Genomic DNA, 24,283 nt, shown 5'->3' on the forward strand with positions numbered 1-24,283 from the left:
GCCTTATACGTTGTTAACGCACCCTTAACGTGAGCGTGGCTTCGTCGTCTTCGCCATTTGCATAGCCGTTGCCCGGTGTCGAGTCGGGGTCAGTGAGGGAAGCTCCCGCTATCTGAGCCTTTAGGGTTCCGGTTCGGCTGCCCCTGACGGATAGCACTAGTGTTGCAGAGCTCCCCGCAGGGACTTGGGCCAGTGTGCCGCTCGCGGCTTGGCCGCTGAGCGTTAACCCAGTGGTGTTGGTCAGTGACCAGCCGTCAGGAAGCTCTACCTGGATGTCGACGTTAGTGACCGAAGCTCCACCCCGATTGCTGACTATGGCCGAAAGGCTAACGGGTATAGCTGATTCAGTGTATAACCGACTGCTCACCAGATCAAGGCTTAAATCAGCTTTCGTTGAATCGACCGGTGGTTGGTTAGTCTCTACGGATGGTAGTGGTGTCTGGTTCGGGTTGGGCGAGACCGATAAGCTACCATTGCCATCGCTTGTCCGCAGGGCTACCTGAGCCGCATCGTCCTGCCCATCGCCGGTACCGGAATTAGGCTGACTGTCCGGATCGGTCTGGCTGCTGGCTGTAATCTGGGCTGCGGTCACAAAGCTGCCCGCCCGGCTGGCTTTCAGCTGAAACACAAAGGGCTGGCTGGTACCTCTGGTTAACGTACCGGCGTTTACGATAACTTCAGTAGCGTTGGCCTGTACCGTGGGGCTGCTGGCTCCCACAAAATCCAGCCCGTCAGGCAGGCGGCTTGTTGCCATGACGCCCTTTGCTGTTCCCGGTCCGGCATTGTTTAGAACCAACGTAAACGTAACGGGTTGGCCTAGTTTGGGAGTTCGGCTATTGGTCTGCAACAAGACGGATAAATCGGCGCTGAGCCCGCTTACTCCGCAGATGGTCAATGATTCGCTGGGTGCGCTGGCTACTGCGGGGTCACTGGCAACTATGCGGATGCGATAATGGTCGCCGGGCGGCAGCGAAGCCGGTAACGTAACCGAAACGGGACTACTTGATCCGCTGCCAATGATGGTTTCGTCCGCAAATGACCCGTCCCCGTCCGATAAGCGCACGCTGTAGACGTTGCCGCTGTTCAGTGGTCCGTCCGTTACGTCAATCGCTACGTTGAACGACCCGCTCAGGCAGGTTGATGCTACAGGCGACGTGCTCGGCGTCAATACCGGAGGAATGGCCGCGACCGGTTCCATGGGGTAGTAAAGAATAGTACGGCCGTCCAGCAGGCGCATCTCGAACCATAGTCCATCGCCCGTGGTTCCCTGCCTGCGCACCGATAACCGATACCGGCCGGGCTCTACACCTCCGGTAGCCATGGCAATGGGTGGGTAGTTGCGTAGGTAATTAAAGTCGGCAAAATCCCAATAATCAGGCTCCTGACTGCTGGACACTACCGGATTCCAGTTTGTGTCTGTAAATGGGCCACCGTCGAGCCGTTGTAGCCTGACTTCCATCGATGTACTGGCCTGGACCATTGCATAAAAACCATGACTGGTGCTTTCGTAGCGGTAGGCAAAGCGTTGTAGCGCCGAATCGGCGAGACCTCCGCTTATGGGCTGACGTAAGATAGGCAGCGGAGCAACGGGAGCGGCTGACTGACGTACGGTAAACGGTTCTCCCAACGTACCGGTCAGAACCGGATGCGTCGACAGCGTACGTAAGCGGTACTGGCCATCGGGTAAGTCCGTTGGCAGGGTAATCAGGATCGGATTATCGACACTCTGCGCCGATTCATAAACTGTGGCCCCGTCGCTCACGCGAATGACCTGGGTGATATATTGATTGTCGGCTTCTGATGGGTTGCTACGTACCGAAGCCACAGCAAGCGTTTCGCCGGGACGCCGGGTTAAGGGGAGCGTGTACCCACTCGTGATGAGGGCGGATTCGTTTTGTGGGGTGAAGGGGATAGCCTGCTGGAAAAAGCTGTCGGATAAACTTTGATTAAGACTAACGACGAATCGAGTCCTGCCAGCTCCCTGCATGTGAACCCCATCGGGTCGGTTTTGTGGGCCGGTGATGCTATCCGTAGCCGGACCGGCAAACACAGAGGGTACGTCGGTAATCAGTCGATTTTGGGCCGCGATGACGCGGGAATTTGTCTGGCCACCGATGTAGCTCACCCGCGAAACAAGCCAGGGGAGTACATACCCACCAAGCTGCTGCCGGCTCTTTTCGATAATGAATTTGATGTTGGTGAAGTAGGTTTCCGCATCCGTGTTTATATCGCTTTCACCCTGGTGCCAGATCACCGCCCGGGCGCCCGTTCGCGCTACGTAGTGGAGTAAAACGGCACCCAAACGGCGATAAACGGATTGGCCGGGCGTTGAACCAACTAATCCGGCCGCCGATTGCTGCCATTGGCTGCTGCTGGTTCCGCCCAGTGCCGCGCCCAGAAACAAGACCGGTACGTTAAGCCGCCGGACGAGGCTGTCGCCTAAACTACCCCACAGATGGGCAGGCTGGCTTGGACCGAGGTTGGTGCCATAACTGATGTGACTGAACTGAAGAGGAAGCAATTGTTCGCTGAGACTATCCTGCCTGAAATCGACGCAGGATACCCGATCGTTGATAGCACTAATGGCTCGCTCGAACCCACCGTATACGTTCGATTGTCCGGCAATGACAAACACTTCACCAACGCCCACTCGATTCACGTGTGTTTCGGCAAGTACTGAAGCCCCCGCTTTGGCCCGGACGTCCAGGCGATACCAGCCCGCGGAAACGGTTGCCTGGCCGAGAAACGACGATGAGGCTGGAAGTCGATCCAGCTTTATCCAGGGAGTTACTTCGCCCTGCCCAATGGCTAAGGGAACAAAACGGGCTTCAATCCGGGTAGCTGCCGCTGGTGCTACCCCCGCCACCGTAATAACCGCTTTGTTCGCTAACGTACGCTGAAAAACCATCCGCGGAACCGGACTACTTACCCGTAACTGGGCAAATGCAGCCGATAAAAGCAGATGATAAATCAGAAAGCTGAGGTAGCCTTTTTGCATGGGTACGGTATGGCATGAGGGAGACCCACCATAGTCGTATCGTTGCAAAAAATATGCCTTGTATATTGATTTAGTATATTATTTAGCTGTATGTACTAGTTTTATGAATTCTGTTAATACGTATGGTATGTTAAGATGCATATCAGCTCTGTACTTTACTAGTTACGTCTACGGATGACTGCATGAATTTATAATCTGGTCCGCAACCGTATTGACGCTTCATCATCCTCCCCATTATCATACCCATTTCCGGGGGTAGAGTCGGCATCGGAGATGCTGTTCGTGAATACCTGCGCCTGCAGTCGACTATCGGTAGTGGCCCGTACCGAAAGCGTAACAACGCCAGAGCTTCCGGAGGCAATTCGTCCTACTGAACTCGATACGTTCTGGCCGTCAACGGTTAAGCCATTGCTATTGGTCACGCTCCAGCCGACGGGTAGTACGGTCCGGACCAAGACGTTTTCGGCTGCCAGGCTGCCCTGGTTTTTTACCCGAAGCTGAACCGACAGCGTATTGTTAGAGAGTGTTGTTAAGCTGCTGGTGATAATCTCCAGACTAAGATCGGACTGGTTAGTCGAGGGCGAAGGCTGGTTTGGCTGAACCGGTGGCAACGGTGCCTGATTTGCGTTGGGCGAGATCGATTGGCCGCCCCCCGCATCCGTTGTGCGTAGATCGATCTGAGCGGCATCATCCTGTCCATCACCGGTACCCGAGTTCGGCTGACTGTCCGGATCGGGCTGACTGCTGGCTGTAATTTGGGCTGCGGCTACAAAACTGCCCGCCCGATTGGCTTTTAGGCGAAATGCAAACGGAACGCTGGCCGAAGGAGCTAGGGATCCTGCGTTAACAGTTACTTCATTGTCAGTAGCGCTGATGGCCGAATGAAGGGCCTCCACAAACGCCAATCCGTCCGGTAATACGCTTTTCGCCGTAATGGCACTGACCGGCGAGGAACTGGAATTGGTCAGGACAAGCGTAACCGTAACGGGCTGCCCTGGCTGGAGCAAGCGGGAACTCGCATACATGGCTAATGAAAGATCCGCCGGTGGAGGGGTAGAAGGTACTCCAGCACAGAAGGTCAACGACTCTCCGGGGGCGCTGGCAACTCCCGGATTACTGGCTACCAGCCGCAGCCGATAGTAATCGCCTGGTGGTAACGAAGCGGGTAAGGTCGCCGAGATGGGACTGCTGCTGCCACTACCGATGGTGGTTTCGTTGGCGAACGACCCATCCTGGTCCGACAGACGAACGCTATACAGGTTTCCAGCATTGACCGGACTTTCTGTAACATCAAACGCAACGCTGAACGTAGTGCCCCGGCACGGCGAAACCGGATTGAGCGAGGTCAGCGTGAGCACCGTTGGAAGGGCACCAACCGGTTCCATTGACGCGTAGAGGATATTGCGGCCATCGAGCAACTGTACCTCATACCAGATTCCGTCGCCAGTTGTGCCCTGCGGCCGAACGGACAGCCGGTAGCGGCCGGGCTCAACCCCACCAACGCCCCCCGAGATAGGTGGGTAACTGCGTATGTAATTAAAGTCGGCAAAATCGGTAAAATCGGGGGCCTGGCTGCTTACGGGCGCCGGGTTCCAGCCGGAGTCGTTGAAACCGCCATCCAGCCGCTGTAAGCGAACTTCCATTGGTGCACTGGCCTGGATCATCGCGAAAAAGCCATGACTTTCTGCTTCGTATCGGTAGCCAATGCGTTGCAGGGCGGAACTGGCCGTACCACCCATTACAACGGGTGGAATCGGCTGGGTTGTGGGAGTAGGCGAAGCCGCATAATCAACGCGAAACGGTTCGCCCAACGTACCGGCCGTAGCTGGGTGCGTCGACAGCGTTCGCAGGCGATATTGCCCGTCGGGTAGATTCGCCGGTAAGGTCAGCGAAATCGGGTTGTCGGTTGAGCGGGCCGATTCGGCAACCAACGTATTGTCGGCCGCCCGGAGCAACTGTACAAAATACTGGTTGTCTGATTCGTGTGGATCAGTACGTAGCGAAGGGGATAACACGATTTCGCCGGGTCGACGAACCAGCGGTAACGTATAGCTGCTGGTGATTAAAGCCGATTCAGTATTGGGGGTGAAGGGGGTAGAATTCGTGAAAAAGTTGCTAGTCAGGCTTTCGTCCCAGCGGTCGGTGAATCGGGCCAGGCCTTTTCCGCCGATGTGAACATTATCGCCGAGCCGATTGTCGGGGCCGGTCAGATCGTCGGTAGAAGGACCAGCAAATACGTCGTTTATAGTAGCAATGAGCCGGTTTTGCGCGGCAATGACCCCCGCGTTTGTCTGCCCCTGTACGTAGGTCGCGCGCGAAACAACCCACGGAAGATTGTCGAACCCGGTTTGCTGGCGCGTTTTCCGGATTACGGAACTGATGTTCGAAAAGTACGTATCACCCGCCGAACCAATATCGCCTTCGCCCTGGTGCCAGAGAATAGCTCGGGCTCCCGTTCGGGCTACGTAATGCTGCAAAACAACACCCAGGCGTCGATACGGGTTGGGCCGCCCTTGCGCATCCGTACCGCCAGCCGCCGATTGCCGCCACTGTTCACTGGAAGTTCCGGCCTGGGCAGCTCCCAGAAAGAGAACCGGTACGTTCAGCCGACGCACCAGCTTATCGCCTAATTGACCCCAGATGTGGGGAGGCTGGCTGGGTCCGATGCTGGTGCCATAGCTTACGTGGCTGAACCGGAGGGGCAGAAGCTGCTCATCTAAAGCGTCCTGCCGGAAGTCGACGCAGGAAACTCGATCCTCGCTGGCACCCGGCTCGCGTTCAAATCCGCCCGCTGCATTCGATTGTCCGGCAATGATAAACACCTCGCCAACGCCCACCGGATTGACCTGCGTTTGGGTAAGTACAGTGGCCCCTGCTTTAGCCCGGACATCCAGGCGATACCAACCCGCCGTAACGAGAACGGTCCCCCGAAATGCTTTTGATGTAGGTAAAAACTCGAGCGGTGTCCAGGGCGTTAGTTGCCCTTGACCTGTAGCCAGCGGCACGAAGCGGGCTTCAATCTGGGTAGCTGTCGCAGGAGCCAGCCCGGCCACCAGTACGTTCGCTTCGTTGTACGAATTTCGCTGAAAAACCATCCGCGGAACCGGACTGGTTATTTGAAGTTGAGCAAATGAAATGCCGGGCAACAGGCAGGATAAAACCAGCCATAGCCGAAGGGCGAATAAAGTCATAAAATGCGTTACGGTGAGTCGGTTTGAAGACCGAATTCTACAAATCTACTAAATCTATTACGTAATGAAAATTAAAAATTGGTGTGCATTGAATAGTTGGAGATAGTTTTTAATTTACGAAAATAGTGTATTGGTAAATATTATTAATAACTGATGTTCATATTGGTATACGATATTGATGCGCATTAAGATTGTCTACAAGACCATTTATTTCACTAGAAAATACGTTCTACATTATCTAACATAAGCTTATGGCTTCGAGGCAAGCACAGCGACTCAAATAAATTAACCACCGCTGATTCCATGGTCGCCGTAAACATCGACTAAGTTCATACCGGAGCCTTCTGCACCCTTACTTCTCCATAGCTCCGTATGCATCTTATGAAAACGACACTAGTCAAATTCCTTCTGTTAAGCGGCATCAGTTTTGCGCTAACCAACTGTAGCAAGAAAGAAGTTGTGCCCCAGTCAGGGCTGTCCCAGGACATCCAAAAAATTGTGCCGCAAACCATTATTAATGACCTGCGTAAACGGGGTATGGTTATTAATGAAGGAGAGAAACCACCTAAACTGGATGGAATTATCTACGCTGATCCGTATCGATTAGTCAGCCCGTACGGCCCCAACGATGCCTGGCGAGAAGGCAAGGTAATTGACTCGTATCACTATAAATTTTACGGGCAGACGGCTGATAATAAAATCACTTATGACTACACGAACGGTTCGGACAAAGGCAAGGGCAACGGTGCTTTCGTCGCGGGTAACGGCAATCTGTTCACGATTTTCTCGGAAGATGTAGGCGTATCGAAAGGAATTAACTATAAGACGGTGACGATCATATCGGGCGAAGTTACCGACAAGGGCGTTCAGGCATTTCAGTACGCGTTTGTGATGACCGAGAAAACAGGTGAGGACCCGACCGTAGAAGATAAATTGATTGCGGTGGGTAACGGACGTATCTGGGACGACGGTGATCAACTCGCCGAGTGGGCCAGCAAGTTTCCACAAGCCGTTTCACCTGGCTTAACCGGCGACGCACGCCGGAAAGCCGCCCTCAGCGCCAGAGAAACTGGAGAGTAGTAAACGATGGATGATGAAAAAAGCCCGGCCAATACGTAACGTACTGACCGGGCTTCGTTATGCTGAGCAATATCTTATTTCGCGTCGGCAACCGTTTTGATTTTCAGTTCATCCAGTTGCTTGTCTGAAATCGTTGATGGCGAATCGATCATGACGTCGCGGCCCGAGTTGTTTTTCGGGAAGGCGATGAAATCACGGATTGAATCGACCCCACCGAAGAGCGAGCACAGCCGGTCGAAGCCGAACGCAATGCCGCCGTGGGGTGGTGCGCCAAACTCAAACGCATCCATCAGGAAGCCGAACTGTGCCTTGGCTTCTTCGTCGGAGAAGCCAAGTAAGCTAAACATCCGGGCTTGCAATTCGCGGTTAAAGATCCGGATCGAGCCGCCCCCAACTTCGGTGCCGTTGATGACCAGGTCATAGGCGTTGGCACGTACTGAACCGGGATCGGTGTCGAGCAGCGGAACGTCTTCGGGCTTCGGCGACGTGAAGGGGTGGTGCATGGCAAACCAGCGCTCCTCTTCTTCGCCGTATTCGAGCAGCGGAAAATCGAGTACCCACAACGTACTGAACACGTTCGGATCGCGCAGACCTAAACGGTTACCCATTTCTAACCGCAGTTCGTTGAGTTGCTTACGCGCTTTAGCCGCATCACCCGAAATGATCAACATTAAGTCGCCGGGTTTTGCGCCAAAACGAGCCGCCCAGGTCTTCAGCGCTTCTTCGTCGTAGAACTTATCGACCGACGATTTTAACGTACCGTCTTCGTTATAGCGAACATAAATCAGGCCTTTCGCGCCAATCTGGGGACGTTTTACCCAATCGGTAAGCTCGTCTAGCTGCTTGCGCGTGTAGCTGGCGCAACCGGGTGCGTTGATGCCAACCACGATTTCGGCCGAATCGAATACCCCGAATCCTTTGCCGGATGTCAGGTCAATCGTATCGAACGTACCTTTCAACTCAACGAACTCCATACCGAAGCGCGTATCGGGTTTGTCGGAGCCGTACAACCGCATGGCGTCAGCGTAGGTCATGCGGGGCACTTCGGCCAGATCAACGCCTTTGACGGACTTGAACAGGTGACGTACCAGTCCCTCGAACATGTTCAGGATATCTTCCTGCTCCACGAATGACATTTCACAGTCGATCTGCGTAAACTCCGGCTGACGATCAGCGCGCAAATCTTCATCGCGGAAACACTTGACAATCTGGTAGTACCGGTCAAAGCCCGATACCATCAGCAACTGCTTGAACGTCTGGGGTGACTGCGGCAGGGCGTAGAACTCACCGGGGTTCATGCGGCTTGGCACCACAAAATCCCGCGCTCCTTCCGGCGTCGACTTGATCAATACCGGCGTTTCAACCTCAATGAAATTCTGGCCGTCCATATACAGCCGCGTTTGCTGCGCCATGCGGTGACGTAGCTCCAGGTTCCGGCGAACCGGATTCCGGCGTAGATCGAGGTAGCGGTATTTCATCCGTAGGTCATCGCCACCATCCGTATCGTCTTCGATCAGGAAGGGCGGTAATTTTGCTGAATTCAACACCTCCAGTGCGGTGACTTTAAGTTCGATGTCGCCGGTAGGCAGATTCGGGTTTTTCGACTTCCGTTCGATCACCGTTCCCGTTGCTTTCAGGACAAATTCCCGACCCAGCGAACGGGCAATTGTGAAGAGTTCGGGGGCGGTTTGACCCTCTTCCAGCAGAAGTTGCGTAATACCGTATCGGTCGCGGAGGTCAATCCAAAGGACACCGCCTTTGTCGCGGGTGATCTGAACCCAGCCCGTCAGGGTGGCGGTGGTGTTGGCGTCTGCAAGGCGGAGTTCTCCGCAAGTATGCGTTCGAAGCATTTTTTATTGAGTGAATTAGCGATTGAGTGAATTAGTGATTGACTAAGCAGCCGTGTAATGAACTGAACCCGTACACTCAATCGCTAATTCACTCAATTACTCAATGAATTTGCCGCAAAGGTAGGGAGTTTGTGCGTATTGGGCACACCTTTCGCTCTTTCACTCCGGTCCGGCGTTCCGGTTCGCTCTTTCACTCATTATTTCCGGTAATCCAGGGCGGGTTTGCGGTCGCCGAGTAAAGCTTCGTATTTGAAGTTGGCTCCGCGTTTCTGAACCCATTCGGCGCGCGCTTTCTCGATCAGGGTAGGTGTTTTGTACAAATCCAGGGCCGTTAAGGCTAAGGTTTTAGCGGCTACGATCATGCCTTTTTGCCCGATGGTCATACCACTGGCGGCTGTTGACTGCCAGCTGTGCGCCGACGAGCCCGGTACCCACGTAGCCGTTTGCAACCCTACGGTTGGCACCGTCCAGCTTACATCACCTACGTCGGTCGAGCCGCCACTAGTAGCACTCTCCGAGGCATCCCGAAAATCTTTAATCTGAGCCGCATTGGTGACGGGCACTTTCTGGCCTTCGCCAAAGGTTTCGCTGATTTTGTTCGCAAACGCTGTTTCTTCTGGCGTATACTGCACACCGCCCACCGTTTTCAGGTTCTGGTGCATCACTTCCGCCAGGGTTACATTTGGCAGGAGATTGAATACACCACCCAGCACTTCCCATTCAACTTTCGTACCGGTGCCTTTGGCCGCTCCTTCGGCCGCGTTTTCAATACGTTTCCACACACTTTGCAGAATATCGCGATCCTTATGACGGGCGTAATAATAGACCTCGGCAAAGGCTGGAACTACGTTCGGGGCTTCACCGCCCTTCGTGATAACGTAGTGAATCCGGGTGTCAGACGGGATGTGCTCGCGCATCATGTTCACCATGTAGTTCATAGCCTCGACACCGTCCAACGCTGACCGGCCTCGCTCGGGCGAGGCCGCTGCGTGAGCGGCAATACCCCGGAAGCGAAACTTCGCATTTTTGTTGGCCAGAGACGTACCGGCATCGGCGGCATTCTGCGAGCCAGGGTGCCAGTGCAGTACAACGTCGACATCGTTGAACAGCCCTTCCCGAACCATATACACCTTACCCGATCCGCCTTCTTCGGCCGGACAACCGTAAATTTTAATCGTTCCGCTATGCCCCGACGATTTCAGCCAGTTTTTCACTTGTACCGCAGCTGCGACTGAGGCTGTACCGAACAGATTATGCCCGCAGCCATGACCACCTTTCTGGCCCTGAATGGGCGTAAACTCCGGTTTGGCTTCGGTGGCCAGACCGGGTAACGCATCGTATTCGCCAAGAATACCGATAACGGGTTTTCCCTTACCATACGTCGCGACGAATGCCGTCGGAATACCTGCTACGTCTGCTTTTACGTCGAATCCTTCTTTTCTTAGCTGCTCCTGAAGCAGAAGTGAGCTTTTCTCTTCCTGATAACCCAACTCAGCAAAATCCCAGATCTGTTTGGAGATGCCTGCGTACTCCGGAAAGCGCTTGTCGAGATCAGCGATGATGGTTTGTTTGTCACGATCCAGGGCTGTCATAGTGCTAGCTTTCTTTGCTTTGGGTTGCGCAAGGCCGAGTAGCGGCAAGAGCAATGCCGTGGTAAGGAGTTGTAGTTTCATAGCGGTTGTATTGGGAGTTGGTTGTAAGCTGATAAAAATAGACGAAAAAGGTAAGCGCGGCAATTTAAGGATAGTAATATCCGTCGAGCGTGATAGGCCCGTTCATTTCCAATGCTTTAGAGTTAGAGCTGATGTGTCGTTAGCAATCTCTAACGTATTGTATTTACGAAGGCCAGCCTTTCGAACCCTAAATTTCGGCATATTTGTAAAATTTACCTTTTGTAGAAGTTTACTTTATCCGGCAATAATCCTACTTTCGCCAATACCGCAACTACTATGTCTCTTCAACTTTCATTCATAGAATCTGAGATTACCGATCAGTATCTGGCCGATGACAACTCACGCCCCTGGATCGTTGGATTTAGTGGGGGTAAAGACAGCACCATGCTGTTGCAGGTCGTCTGGCGAACCATCAAGAAAATCCCGGCTGAGATGCGAAAACGCAATGTATACGTCGTTTGCAACAACACACTGGTTGAGAATCCACGTATTGTTGAATATAACGACCGGGTACTTGCACGAATCAAAGCTGCGGCACTGGAGCAACATATGCCCGTGACCGTACATCAGACCACGCCCCGGCTGGAGGATACGTTTTGGGTTAATCTCATTGGCAAAGGCTATCCGGCACCCAACACGATTTTCCGTTGGTGCACCGAACGACTCAAGATTAATCCGACGACCCGCTTTATTCTGGACCGTATCAACGACGAGGGGGAGGCCATTATTCTGCTCGGCACGCGCTCCGACGAAAGTTCGACTCGCGCCCGGAGCATGAAAAAACACGAGATCAAGGGTGAGCGGCTTCGTAAGCACGTGTTGCCCAATGCTTTCGTTTTTGCGCCTATCAAAGATGTACTGACCAATGACCTTTGGACGTATCTGCAACAGGTACCGTCGCCGTGGGGGGCGAACAACAAAGAACTGGTGACATTATACCGAAACGCTAATGCCGGCGATTGCCCACTGGTCATTGACACAACCACACCTTCGTGTGGTCAAAGTCGGTTTGGGTGCTGGGTCTGCACGGTCGTCAATCGCGATAAGAGCATGGAAGCCCTTATTGAGAACGGTGACGACTGGATGATGCCCCTCATGGAACTGCGCGACCTGCTGGCTATCTCGCGAGACAGCGACCAATACCGCGAAACTCGTCGGCGCAACGGCGAACAGAAAGAAGGGTCACTGGGGCCCTACCGACCGCAGTTTCGGGCCGAAGTACTCGAAAAACTGCTGATTGCTCAGAAAGAGATCCAGCAGGAAGATCCGACGCTAAACCTGATTAACTACCAGGAACTGGTGGCGATTCAGGTGCTGTGGTACCGCGACAATATGTTTACCCACAGCGTGGCCGACATCTATCACCGCGTGATGGGCAACCGTATCAACATTACAGCCGACGACCGAATGGTACGGGAAAAAACGCTGCTAAAAGACGTATGTCAGGATGTACCCGGTGATTTCAGCCTGCTCACTGATTTACTGACACTTCAGAAGTCCCGAACTATCCTCATGAACAATCGAGGGCTACAAACCGACCTGGAAGACAAACTACAGCAGCACATTCAGCTTCTAAACGCCTGATTTTTATGTATATCAGCTACGTTACGCTGGAAAATTTCCGAGTTTATAATGGCGTCAACACCATTCGGTTCGAACATCGCGACGGCCGCAACGTCACGATCATTGCCGGAAACAATGGCTACGGTAAAACCTCCTTCCTGACCTCGCTGGTTTGGTGCTTCTATGGCCGTGCCATGCAGGACGTAGAGCGCAAATACAAAGAGGACATTCAGGAAGGGGGCGGCTACAAAAAATACGCACCGGCCAACCTGAACCGCCTGGCCCGCGCCGAAGGCCAAACGGCTTATTCGGTAACGGTTGCCCTTGCCGACATCCATATTCCGGCCCTGCCCTGCCGTGAACTAAGCATCCAACGCACCTTCGATGTCCAGCACGATAGTGAAACGGTTACGATCCTGATCGACGGTATCGAAAATGAACTGACCAAAGAAGTAGGCGACGATATTTTCGTTAATGACTTTCTACTGCCCAAAGAAATCGCCAAGTTCTTTTTCTTCGATGCCGAGAAAATCGTGGCCCTGGCCGAAATGAAATCAGTTCAGGATAAGCGTAACCTGAGCATGGCTTATTCGGAGGTGCTGGGTATCAAAAAGTACGAAGACCTTAAAGCGAATCTGGAAGACCTGCGGATTCGGTTTCGACGTAATTCCGCCACGCTGGCCGACCGACGAAGGCTGGACGGGCTTCGCAAGGACCTGACAACCGCCCACGAACTCATCGACCTTCACGAGCGAACGGTGGAGAATCTGTTGGACGAGAAACAAGCCAAGCGGCTTTTCTCGGAGCAGTTGCAGGAAAAACTCATCCGGCAGGGGAATGCCATGAGCGCACAGGAACTGATTAGCCTGAAAAAAGTGCGCGAACGCCTGAGCGAAGAGGCCGAAAAGCACCGCGCTAACCTCCGCGACATGATGGAACTTGCCCCGTTTGCCATTGCGGGCAAAGCGATGCTGGGCGTGAAAAATCAACTCGATTACGAGCGAGAGCTTGCTAAAAAACGACTCGACCCAGCTGCGGCCCAAACCATTGTCGACCGCATCAATCACGAACTGCTCAATCTAATTTTGCCCGATGCGTCTATCAATCGCATTCAGGAAATTGTGCTTAAAAATCTGGTAGAAGGCGCACCGGCAGCGGGGAGTCAGCGACCAATCTTGCTGGCGATGACCGAAGCCGAGCAGAACGAGTTCGATGCCATTTTCAACAATTTACGCTTCTCGTTCCGGCAAACGTTTCGGCAGTTGACCAAAGATTACAAGAACAACCGCACGTTTTTCAACAAAGTAAACCGCCAGATAAGCGAAGCCGAATCAAAAGAAAACGATTTGCTGATTCGAGAGATACGCAGAGAGAAAACGTTAATTGATAAACGAATTGACGATATAGACGCGGAAATCACGCGCCTGACGCTGGAGATTGGTGGTCTGAGACGCGACGTAGCTGTAAAAGCCAAGCAGGAAGCCGAAACGGCTAAACTCGTCCGGCTGGAGGAGATCGACCGCCTGAAAGACGAAACAGCCGCCCGGCTGATTGACAACCTAAACCGGTTTCTGCACAACCTCAAACAGGAGAAGAAAGCTTCGCTCGAACTGGGCATCAAATCCGAACTGGACAAGCTGATGCACAAGGGTGGCTTCGTAGACCGGGTAACGGTGACGGTTGAACACGACCTGATCGATATCCTGCTTTACGACGTTCAGGGCGACGTTATTCCAAAAGAAAGCCTGTCGAAAGGCGAACAGCAACTCTACGCAACGGCCCTGCTGAAGGCACTGGTCGATGAGTCGAACGTGCGCTTTCCTATCTTTATCGACAGCCCGCTGCAAAAGTTCGACTCCGACCACACCCGCAATATCATCTCCGAGTTTTATCCCTTCATTTCGGAGCAGGTGGTGCTGTTTCCGCTGTTGAAAAAAGAACTCACCGAAGACGAATACAACTCCTTCCGCGAAACCGTCGGGCAAACGTACCTGATTGAACACAACCCCTCAGCAGGGTCTTCATTCCGTCAGGTGCCAGTCAGGAATCTCTTCGTGGAATTTGAAAGAAAAGGTCAACTCTCAATTAGTTGAATTATGGCACAGATATATTGTCGCAAAATTGACGGTTTCGAGTTTGTCATTTGTCCGCACCACCACAATCATGTGGCAATAATTAATACAGGCAAGGGATTAGCTTTCAAGCCAGTATTCAGTTCAGAAGCGTTCCACGCACCTTGTTTCGAAGTCAATGTACAAAATGCATACTTTCGATATAAGAATCGTCTGTATAGGGTCTGCAATGCTGAAGAATTACCAATAATTCCAGACTGGTTCAGGAAGTGGTTCTCTGCTGGACAATCCGTTAAAATGACCATGAACGCGGAGGAGAAGTTTATGCTGGACGGTATAAAGACGAAGCGCGAAGCTTATTTGACAAATATTGGTTTTTTCGGTTAGAGGATATGTTCAATACGATAAAAACGTCTTTGGCCAACAAGGCACAGGTGTCTGATCTGACACGCAAACTGAGTCTCGGACCAGAAAACGTAATTGCACGTCTTGCTTTCGCTTTTTCTATCGCTTCTGGCAAGAGGATGAACGTGGAAGACATACAAGACTCTAAGGGGAAAGAGTATAGTAAGAATGTTCTGTTTGGCTCAAGTTCTCCTTTCTATATCGCTTTAATATGCCAGCACTACGAATTGTACAAGACAGATAAGGACATTCCTAAATATATCAAAATGCACATTGATGACGGTTTGGAACTAATCGCTGCTGAGATGAGGGAGAACCCGAATGCTACAGGTATGGAGTTTCTTGTCAACAAGATTGAAGAGGGATTTGGATCGGTAGAGTAATGTCAATTCTCGGAATCGAGTATCCGCGCTCTGGTAGATACCGCAGTGGAGCAGAATTTGAGCCACTGACGTTCTTCTTTTCTGTACTCTCGGCAGCAACTACCTGCGATCTACTTCTTGGATATTTCAGTTCGACGGCCATTGCTACGCTGGCTGAAAGCTTTGCATCTTTTATCGTCAATGGAGGAACCATGCGCTTGATAACCAATCATGTGCTTAATCCTAATGATATTGCAACGATTGAGCAGGCTGAGAGGATAAAGGGAGTGAATAACCAGTCAGATATAGCTTATCTCCTGGCTGATTATCGGAAACTCAAATCGCAGTTGACTGCTTACGGTGAACATTTTTTTAACTGTCTAGCCTATCTGATTGCTAACGAGCGAATACAGCTAATAGCCACCAAACCAAAAGGTAGTCAGGGTATAACGCACTATAAAACGGGCACCTTATCAGACGGAAAGAGTCGGGTCATGTTTACGTCTTCATGTAACTTCACGTATTCCGGCCTTGTCGAAAATTTGGAAGTGCTCGACATAAAGAGAAGCTGGGGAAACGAACTCGAACAATTTGGTATAATTGAGCAAGAAGAGGAGTTTGAACGTATATTTAGCAAAGAGGCTGATTATGTTGAGTACCTTGATACCTATCAACTTAAAGAATGCATTTTGACTGATTTTGGTCAGAAACAATTGAGTGAGTTGCTATATGACGAGCGCAAACTCCTGGCAGAAAAGAAAGCCAAAATAGCAGCCAATCCACGCCTAATTAAAATGATAGAAGAAGCGGAACAGCGTATGGTGACACAGGCACAAACTCCCCGTTTCCCGCACGTAGACGGCCCACGGGACTACCAGACAACGGCTTACCAGAAATGGGTTGGTAATCAGTATCAGGGCTTATTTGCGATGGCTACAGGCACCGGCAAAACCCTCACGGCCCTCAACTGCATTCTGGAAGAATACCGACTAACGGGGCACTATCGGGTTATCGTGGTCGTGCCTACCAAAGCACTTGCCATTCAGTGGGTACAGGAAGTTCGGAGTTTCAACTTTCAGGAGGTTGTTTCTACCGTCGCTGATAAAGACTGGACTGAACGGCTATCCAAGTTCAGTCTACGCAGGCGATTAAATAAAGCTGACAACCTCTTTATCATCACTACATACGCGACGTTCAACGCCAAAAAGTTCAAGGCGGGTTTTTATGAGCAGCTACCTGATCTAGAAGGCTTTACACTTATCGCCGACGAAACGCACAACCTCGGTGCGCCTAAATCGCTGAAAAATCTGCCATACGACATCGTCCGCCGGATTGGGCTGTCGGCCACGCCCGAACGGGTTTATGATACGGGCGGGTCGGCGGAGTTGTACGCCTTTTTCAATGCCCGGCCACCTGCTTACACGTTTAGCTATTCGATGAAGCGGGCCATCGACGAGGGTATTCTGTGTCGCTACGATTACTACCCGCTACTGGTGGCGCTGGATACCGACGAAGCCGATGAATACCGGAAGTATACGGCGCAGCTTATGGGCCACTTCGACGCCAAAGCCGGGCATTTTCGCCCTTCCGCCGACTGGCTGCTGATGCAACGAAAGCAGGTCATTCATAAAGCCCGCAACAAAAAACGCGCCCTGCAACGTATCCTGAACGAACGCAATGCTGCCGGGCAGCGGCTGGCTTACACCTTCATCTACGTACCCGAAGGCTACGAACCCGACTACACGACCGATGATGACCATTCGCTTGACCCCGCCGACCGGCGTATCATCGATGAATATGCACAGGCACTAAACGCCGACGGCTACCGAACGCATCAGTTTCTGGGCGAAACAGCCGACAGTCAGCGCATTCTCCGGCAGTTTGCGGAAGGGCGGCTGGATATGCTATTGGCCATGAAGTGCCTGGACGAGGGCGTCGACGTACCCCGTACCGAAACGGCCATTTTCTGCGCCAGCACCGGCAATCCCCGTCAGTTCGTGCAGCGTCGGGGGCGTATCCTTCGCAAGCACAAGGAGAAGCACAAAGCTACCCTATACGACATGGTTGTGATGCCGCCCTTCGGTGAGACCGGCAAGCTGGCCCAGCAGGAAATTAACTTATTCCAGAACGAACTTCGGCGGGTAGTCAACTTCGCATCCCTTGCCGATAACCTTGTCGACATTATGCGGGGGGATGTGTTTCGACTGGCCGAGACGCTCGACATCGACATCTATGCGCAACTAAACGATTTCCAGGACGACCAAAACCAGCACGACAATCCATGAATCCCACACCTAAAAAAGGCGTTCGCGACCGGATGATTGATGAAATAAAAGCCGAAATCAGTCGGCAATCCGCACCCGAAGGCGCTACCGACGACTTGCTCGACCAACTGACGAAGGCCGTAGTCGACGCGCAGTTAGGCTTGAAGAATGGTCGGTTCCCTGATGAAAAAAGGGCCGCCCAAAGTATCGTCACTAAACTCAGTCAGCTTGTTTCCTAATGTACGTCAAATCAATTCGGCTAAAAAACTTTCAGTCGTACTATGGCGACGATAACGTGCTGGCATTCAGCGAGGGGCTGAACGTAGTGGTTGGCAGCATAAACAAAGGCAAGTCGAAGCTGTTCGACGCTTTCTACTGGGTGCTGTTCGGAGACATATACATCACGGGCGACAACTGGGTCAACACCAACCTGCTGTCGCCCAAAGCCTCGTTCATCAACGACCGCGCCCGGTTTCTGACCGGTCCGGGCGAACACGTCGACGTAACCGTTGAACTGGTGATTTGCCATCAGGAAGGCGAACAGCTACCCGTCGACTATACCTTTTGCCGGATGGTAACGGCCGAACGGCTGACCAACGGGGCCAGTTGGCACGACGACCGCGCCTGGCGGGTAGATAACAGCCGGGCCGAAGTGCGTTTCCACGAAGGCACGAACCTAACCATTCTGGATACGCAGGTTGAGGTAGAGGAGCAGCTACGCAAACTTTTCCCTCGCGAAATCAGGAACTACGTCTGGTTTCAGGGAGAAGCCCTCGACCGCCTGATTGATTTCTCGAACCGTAACACATTCGAGCAGGCCATCAAATACATTTCTTATTTCCCGCGCTACGTCACTTTGTCGAGTTTAATCGACCAGGCTACTGACGTTATCGAGAAGGAACGCAATAAAAAGCAGCGTGCCGCTACCAGCAATCAGCGGGAGTATGACGAGCAGGTACGTAAGCTGGCCGAACGAAAAGAAGAACTGCGCCGATTGAACCGGGAACTGGATGACTTGGAAAATCAGCGAACGGAAGCGAGTCAGGCGCAAGAAAAGGCCGAAACGCAGTTGAAGGCATACCAGGAATTTCCGCCCCTGAAGCAAAAGGAAAGTAAAGCCGAAACTGATTTCCAGGTAGCCCGAACCCGCATCGACGACGAAATAGATCGGCAGAAGAGCCAATTTCAGAAAAAGTGGCTGCTGAAAGGTATGGCGGGATTGATGCAGGAAGCCCGGCAGCGAATGCAGGATTACGAAACGCAGCGCAGCGGCAACGCCAAATACGAACTCCCTGCCGACGTACCCGCCAAAGCCTATCTGGAACGTATGCTGGGCGAAGCGCAGTGCCTGGTTTGTGGCACAGATGCGCCAGCCGGTTCTCCGCCCCACACGCACATTCAGAACCGGATTCAGGTACAGGAAGATTTCTATAAACAGCGTAAAGACAACCAGGAACTGCGCGATTCAGTGCAACAGGTACTTAGCTTTCCTGATGAAGCAATTGGCTCGCTGGATGGTATCGATACTCAGATTGCCGAATCGATAGACCGGATAGATGAGGCCGTTCAGCAGCGTAACAGAGCCAACGAAGTTTTGCAGGGTATTCAGGAGACGATTGGCGCTTTGCTGCAAAAACACCACTTGAGCGACCCAAATCAGGCCATGACGCAGCTCAGCAAATTTACGTCGATGAGCCGGGCATTGACCGATCTGGAAACCAGAATCGGGAAAAAGAAGGTAGACATCACTGAGTGCATGGCAAAAATTAAATCGCTCGAATCGACATTGAACCTGTCGGGTGCAGGTAGTGTAGCCAATGTTCCCGAAAAACGCTGGTATGAACTGGCAAACTTCATGAACGGCGTAGTGGGGCAGGTGAAGGACCGGGCAAAAGTTGAGATGGTGGGCACCATTGAGGAACGGGCGAATACCTTCTACCAGGCCATTACCAAACACAATCGGGCTGTCGACGGGAAAATCTCGATTGACAAAGTGACGTATAAAATTGCCCGGACGGAGAACGATGAGTATACAGTCAACAGTGGTAATACCGGCAATTTCACGCTGATGAAGATGTGCATCATCAACGCCATGCTCGCGCTGAACGAAGAGGTTGGCGGCACAAAATATCCGTTTATCGCCGACGCCCCAACATCTAATCTAGACGATGAAACGACCATTGCCTACATAAATAGCCTGGCGTCGGCGTTTGGTCAGAGCATTATTATCACGAAAGACATCAATCAGTATCGCTTCGATGAGGTAAAGCAAAACCCGGCCGTCAGGACCATTTATTCGCTGGAAACCTACTCGGAAAATTCCAGTGCCGAGCGATTCACACAGTACGAAGCCTACACCAAAGCTAAGCGCGTTAAATGAGTTTTCTATCCGACATTGCCGTTCTCAAACCCCGTTACGAAGCCCGTTATCGCAAAGACATTATCGACCGCTACGCCGAGGCACGTGGACAGGTAAGCAACCGTCCCATCTTTTCGCAGCTATGGCAGTGTTATGCTTGGGCGGCTGTGCTTGGCTTCACCAATGACCGGCGTCGCCCTCTCGACGCACCTACCGGTGATGCCTTCGCGTTCAGCACTATCCGCGACAACGGTCCTTTAGTGCATAAAACGCTGATTTGTGCCGCCCTTGCCAAAGCCGACACCGGTATCGACGTCCTGCGCGACCCCCGCGAGGTTATTCGCATCATCGAAGAATACGCCAACGGCGGCTTCGACCTCATCGCCGAGATACTCGACGAAAAAGGCAAAACCCACTTCGACAATTTCGACAACATGCTGAACGAGTTGATGACGCGGGGGTAATTGTAGCAATATATTTTACGAGGCAAGTATATTGAATTGATGAAGACTAAAGAAAAATATTTCTGGTATGTAATTGTCTGTATAGGCGGGGCAGGTGTCTGGCTTCCTATACTAATTACGCTGCTTAGCAACCAAAATTTTGATTGGAAAGACGTTCCTCCAAACATGGTAACTTACTTCATAAGTGTAGTTGTCAGCGGTTGCGCAGACCAAGGTATTCGGCTACTAGACACATTGGAAAAAAATAGCCTTGAAACAAGTGTAAAAAAATGGCAGTCTATGGTGATGGATGGTATTGGAATTTTGGCACTAAGCTTTGTCCTCGTCTTGGTCGCCACGTTAAGTTCGGTATTTCAGCACGTTGGAATAGCTTATATTTCTTCGGGTGCGGGTATTTATTTATCTCTACGAACATGGTGGAACGCTAATGTTAAAGAAGAAAAGGTTGACCCCTTTAATTCGTTGGGAGGCTCTGACTTTTAATTAATTGATTTATGCCGTTCCTCGAGTTTCATGCGATAAAAGTTACTCAGCCATTAGGTGAGTTTTACTTAGCGACTATCCCTGCTGATAAGTTACGGGAGGTCACTTTTGTCGAAGAGATGATCTACGCTGATGCTGCCGGTAACCGAAAAGGGAATCAACGTAAACGCGACAAAAACCGTCTTACTGAAATAGCCCGATATATTGACTCGGTTGAAATGGCTTTCCCGAATTCCATTATTCTCGCGGCCAACTACACGCCGGAGGGGGATGTACTGGAAGAACCAGCCGAAGCCGAAAGCAGTGAAATTGATACAATTCGCTGGCGGGTTGACGAAACGGTGTGTGGAGGAGTTTATAAAATTACGATTCCAACTGCCGAAAAATTAGCATCTATCATTGACGGGCAACACCGGGTCATGGCCTTTGAATATATACAAAATTCCGACCATGCTGCCATAGACCTGCCATGCGCTATCTTCTTTAGCCTCCCTAATGCGTACCAGGCGTTTTTATTTGCAACTATCAACGGCAACCAGAAAAAAGTAGACCGTAGTCTAGCATTAGAACAATTTGGTTTTAACGTCGATGACGAACCGCAAAAATCCTGGACACCTGAAAAGCTGGCCGTTTTCCTGAGTCGTAAGTTGAACAACAAAACAGATTCTCCTTTTTACCGACGAATCAAAATTGCTCCACTCGATCCGAAGAAATTATTCGTCAACAAAGCAGACTGGTTTATTTCGATGGCTACACTTGTTGACGGCATTCTGTCACTCATTTCAAGTAAGCCCAAGCGTGACCGGGTAGAAATGGCGCAGGAGAAGCTGTTTGGCCGCAGTCGGAATATGGTGAATTCATACAGCGATTCGTCTCCACTTCGGGAATTGTATTTGTCCAATCAAGATGATCGAATCTATGACACGATAAAACAATTCTTCGATGAAGTAGACACTTTACTTTGGCGACCGGCACCGGCCACTTCCTACATTATCAAGACGGTAGGCGTTCTGGCTCTTTTCGATTTGCTAAAGCGAATTTTGCAGGATAACCCAAACGAGACCAATTTCAGGCGATATATTGCTTCCGTTAGCCACGTTGATTTTACTAATAATCTGTATCAGGCTTCAGGGGTCGGGCGTTCGCGTATCAGGGCTACGCTTCTGATGGCTAATGGGTTCGAGGTACGGACCACAGAAGGGACGAAGCGGAGTATAGAGGGGTTGCTGGGCAGTATGTGAACTCAGCTTCTCCACGAATTGTAGTATCTTTCCAGTAGTTAACCATATACGATTATGAATACAGCACCAAATTGTGAATAACTTATTACTGAAGGCACCAAAGGCCTGCCCAACCAATACCTTAGCGAGGTGGCTGATTTCGTCGTGTTCATTCGGCGTCGGGCGATGGAACAGGAGCCCTATGATGTAGAGAGCATCCGTCAAGAACTGAGTCTGTTGGACGCTCGTGAGCGGCAACATTTGGAAGATGAGTTTGCCGATTTTATCTAAGCAACTCAGATGCCTTGGATTTCGTTATCTTGGTGGCAGATAAACAGAATAAGCATGGAAGCAACATTTGTCGCTAAGCCAAGCGAGCTAAAAGAGCAACTTCTACAGAAGATTGAGCAGTTGTTTGAGGGAGATGATCGTCCAGTAACCGTCACTCTAAAACGAGATGACGCCCCGCGTTATGACCCCCAGGAACTATTGAAGCGCATGCGAGAGACTCGTCAGAAATACCCCCCTAAGAAAATTGATGCCGACATTGACATCAATAAGATAATTGACGAAATGTATTGGAAGGGCAACCATTAAATGATATACTTTGACACCGATGTGTTGGTAAACTACTGCGTTGAGCAAGAACCTATCAAGCACCAACAAGCCATTCAGCTTATTGAACAGGCCATCACTAATGGCCTGTTTTTTATTTCTACCTTGTCGCTCAATGAACTGGCTTTTGCGCTGACTAAAGTTAGAGTGAAAGTAAGTCGCGATGAAATCACAGGACACTTGAATGACTTTTACCTCTTAAATCCGGTACCTGTTACACTGGAACAAATGCAACGGGCTGCAGAAATAGCCTACCGAGTTAGTTTCAGCCACATGAGTGACTGCGTACATACAGCCGTGGCGGAAGAGTTTTGTGACAGATTGTACACATACAATAGATCTGATTTTCAACTTATTCAGCACCACACAAAGTTGAAGATTACGATCCTTTGAACAACAGTCATGTACACGAAATGCATACGAGCGGTTTATCATGTACAAAAAAGCGCCAAAGATGTACATCATACATTACATCAGCACTCCGAACGGTTCCAATGAGTCCCAAACGTTCGTAATGCTACATACCCGGACATCTTTTTGGAGCCAGTAGCCATCAGCTTCCGGCGTGACAACGAGGGCCTGGTCAATACCAAGGTCGTTAATAGCCTGCGTGTTGCCGCGTGTCAGCGTTGGGGCGTTAGAATACCGAATCTCCAGCGCAACAATTGGTTTTCCGCCCTTAACTAGGAGTAAATCTAGTTCGGCCCCATTCTGCGTCCGATAGTAGTATGGAGTTATATCCGTTTTCAGTCGGGCAATAACCTGCTGAACAACGTAGCCTTCCCATGAAGCACCTAGCAGTAGGTTGCCCGACAAAGCGTTAAAATCGTCGATGCCGGTCAGTCGATGCATTAATCCGCTGTCGCGCACAAATACTTTAGGCGCTTTCACTAACCGTTTACCGATGTTGACAAAGAATGGCGGCAGTCGACGGATCAGATACGTGTTTTCCAGGAAACCAACATAATGCTGAACCGTTGATACGGACAGGTCAAGCGAGCGAGCCAGATCGCTATAATTGAGTTGACCACCCTGAATACCAGCCAGCATCGTCAGCAAGTTACGGACGGTGCTGGCTGGAGCTGGTAAGCCCAAGTCTGGTAGGTCGCGTTGAATGTAGGTCTGGATGAAACTGTCCATCCATAACTGCCAGATTAGTTGGTTTGGAGCCTGCAAGGCGTCTGGAAATCCTCCGCGCAGCCAGTGATCACGGTAGCTATACTGTTCTGAAACTTCCAGTAAATGCAAAGGAGTAAGCTCTAAATAGACAATACGTCCGGCGAGTGTCTCCGACGGATTTTTGAGCAGGTCGGGCGAGGCCGAACCTAATAATACAAAGCGCCCCGGAACCCGGTATTGATCAATCAATGACCGAAGCAGCGGAAACAGTTCGGGCATTCGTTGAATTTCGTCCAGCACAACAACCTTGTCTTGGTTAGCCTGAAAAAATAGGTCAGGTTGTTTAAGCCGATTCTGATCAACGAAATACTCTAAGTCTAAATAGATAACTTCTTTAATGTAATTGCTCAAAAGTGTCTTTACCAAAGTTGTCTTACCTACCTGTCGAGGGCCTAGGACAGCAACGGCCGGAAAATAAGACAAGGTATTTTGGAGCAACGACTGTAGCGAACGTGTAAATATTAATCAAGTAAATTTCCAATGAGAATGCAAATTTACTTGATTA

General features: G+C 51.2%; 19 protein-coding genes. 14 read left to right on the top strand and 5 right to left on the bottom strand.

Translation table 11 applies throughout. The features are described 5' to 3' along the window. Nucleotides 1–13 precede the first annotated feature (13 nt). Nucleotides 14–2,998, bottom strand: coding sequence for a sialate O-acetylesterase (locus ACYVIY_RS00235; protein ID WP_460974226.1), 2,985 nt, complete (start codon nt 2,996–2,998; stop codon nt 14–16). Between the two features lie 188 nt (nt 2,999–3,186). Then, a complete protein-coding gene (locus ACYVIY_RS00240; RefSeq protein WP_460974227.1) occupies nt 3,187–6,189 on the bottom strand; it encodes a sialate O-acetylesterase in 3,003 nt (1,000 codons plus the stop codon). 381 nt (nt 6,190–6,570) lie between these two features. Between ACYVIY_RS00240 and ACYVIY_RS00245 the strand changes: the two genes are divergently transcribed. After that, a complete protein-coding gene (locus ACYVIY_RS00245; RefSeq protein ID WP_460974228.1) occupies nt 6,571–7,269 on the top strand; it encodes a hypothetical protein in 699 nt (232 codons plus the stop codon). A gap of 74 nt (nt 7,270–7,343) precedes the next feature. Here ACYVIY_RS00245 and aspS read toward each other — a convergent pair whose 3' ends face one another. Both aspS and ACYVIY_RS00255 read right to left on the bottom strand, forming a co-directional pair. Continuing rightward, nucleotides 7,344–9,119 carry an aspartate--tRNA ligase gene (aspS, locus tag ACYVIY_RS00250; RefSeq protein WP_460974229.1) on the bottom strand — a complete coding sequence of 592 codons (1,776 nt, stop codon included), beginning with the start codon at nt 9,117–9,119 and terminating at the stop codon, nt 7,344–7,346. A 197-nt stretch (nt 9,120–9,316) separates the two neighbouring features. Then, a complete protein-coding gene (locus ACYVIY_RS00255) occupies nt 9,317–10,792 on the bottom strand; it encodes an amidohydrolase (protein ID WP_460974230.1) in 1,476 nt (491 codons plus the stop codon). 276 nt (nt 10,793–11,068) lie between these two features. Between ACYVIY_RS00255 and dndC the strand changes: the two genes are divergently transcribed. From dndC to ACYVIY_RS00320, 13 genes are all read left to right on the top strand, one after another. Further along, entirely contained in the window at nt 11,069–12,376 is a 1,308-nt protein-coding gene (gene dndC, locus ACYVIY_RS00260) for a DNA phosphorothioation system sulfurtransferase DndC (RefSeq protein WP_460974231.1), read from the top strand. A gap of 5 nt (nt 12,377–12,381) precedes the next feature. After that, nucleotides 12,382–14,448, top strand: coding sequence for an AAA family ATPase (locus tag ACYVIY_RS00265; protein WP_460974232.1), 2,067 nt, complete (start codon nt 12,382–12,384; stop codon nt 14,446–14,448). Between the two features lie 3 nt (nt 14,449–14,451). Beyond that, complete coding sequence (locus ACYVIY_RS00270; protein WP_460974233.1) at nt 14,452–14,814, top strand: hypothetical protein; 363 nt, start codon at nt 14,452–14,454, stop codon at nt 14,812–14,814. A gap of 5 nt (nt 14,815–14,819) precedes the next feature. Beyond that, a complete protein-coding gene (locus ACYVIY_RS00275) occupies nt 14,820–15,215 on the top strand; it encodes a DndE family protein (RefSeq protein WP_460974234.1) in 396 nt (131 codons plus the stop codon). Further along, nucleotides 15,215–17,479 carry a DEAD/DEAH box helicase family protein gene (locus tag ACYVIY_RS00280; protein WP_460974235.1) on the top strand — a complete coding sequence of 755 codons (2,265 nt, stop codon included), beginning with the start codon at nt 15,215–15,217 and terminating at the stop codon, nt 17,477–17,479. Before ACYVIY_RS00275 ends, ACYVIY_RS00280 begins: the two co-directional genes overlap by 1 nt. Further along, nucleotides 17,476–17,697 carry a hypothetical protein gene (locus ACYVIY_RS00285; protein ID WP_460974236.1) on the top strand — a complete coding sequence of 74 codons (222 nt, stop codon included), beginning with the start codon at nt 17,476–17,478 and terminating at the stop codon, nt 17,695–17,697. The genes ACYVIY_RS00280 and ACYVIY_RS00285 overlap by 4 nt, the downstream gene beginning before the upstream one ends. Further along, nucleotides 17,697–19,838, top strand: a complete 2,142-nt coding sequence (locus ACYVIY_RS00290; RefSeq protein ID WP_460974237.1) for an AAA family ATPase — start codon at nt 17,697–17,699, stop codon at nt 19,836–19,838. The genes ACYVIY_RS00285 and ACYVIY_RS00290 overlap by 1 nt, the downstream gene beginning before the upstream one ends. Then, complete coding sequence (locus tag ACYVIY_RS00295) at nt 19,835–20,281, top strand: hypothetical protein (protein WP_460974238.1); 447 nt, start codon at nt 19,835–19,837, stop codon at nt 20,279–20,281. Before ACYVIY_RS00290 ends, ACYVIY_RS00295 begins: the two co-directional genes overlap by 4 nt. A 39-nt stretch (nt 20,282–20,320) precedes the next feature. Next, nucleotides 20,321–20,764, top strand: a complete 444-nt coding sequence (locus ACYVIY_RS00300; RefSeq protein WP_460974239.1) for a hypothetical protein — start codon at nt 20,321–20,323, stop codon at nt 20,762–20,764. A gap of 11 nt (nt 20,765–20,775) precedes the next feature. Next, nucleotides 20,776–22,005, top strand: coding sequence for a DGQHR domain-containing protein (locus ACYVIY_RS00305; RefSeq protein ID WP_460974241.1), 1,230 nt, complete (start codon nt 20,776–20,778; stop codon nt 22,003–22,005). A gap of 129 nt (nt 22,006–22,134) precedes the next feature. Next, nucleotides 22,135–22,275, top strand: coding sequence for a hypothetical protein (locus tag ACYVIY_RS00310; RefSeq protein ID WP_460974242.1), 141 nt, complete (start codon nt 22,135–22,137; stop codon nt 22,273–22,275). Between the two features lie 54 nt (nt 22,276–22,329). Beyond that, the gene (locus ACYVIY_RS00315; protein WP_460974243.1) at nt 22,330–22,581 is read left to right on the top strand and encodes a hypothetical protein; all 252 of its coding nucleotides are present in this window, start codon (nt 22,330–22,332) and stop codon (nt 22,579–22,581) included. Further along, nucleotides 22,582–22,992, top strand: a complete 411-nt coding sequence (locus ACYVIY_RS00320) for a PIN domain-containing protein (RefSeq protein ID WP_460974244.1) — start codon at nt 22,582–22,584, stop codon at nt 22,990–22,992. Nucleotides 22,993–23,067: 75 nt separating this feature from the next. On the opposite strand, the gene ACYVIY_RS00325 is transcribed toward ACYVIY_RS00320, so the two are convergent. Beyond that, nucleotides 23,068–24,216 carry an ATP-binding protein gene (locus tag ACYVIY_RS00325; protein ID WP_460974245.1) on the bottom strand — a complete coding sequence of 383 codons (1,149 nt, stop codon included), beginning with the start codon at nt 24,214–24,216 and terminating at the stop codon, nt 23,068–23,070. Between the last annotated feature and the right edge of the window lie 67 nt (nt 24,217–24,283).

Source organism: Spirosoma knui, assembly GCF_054780635.1.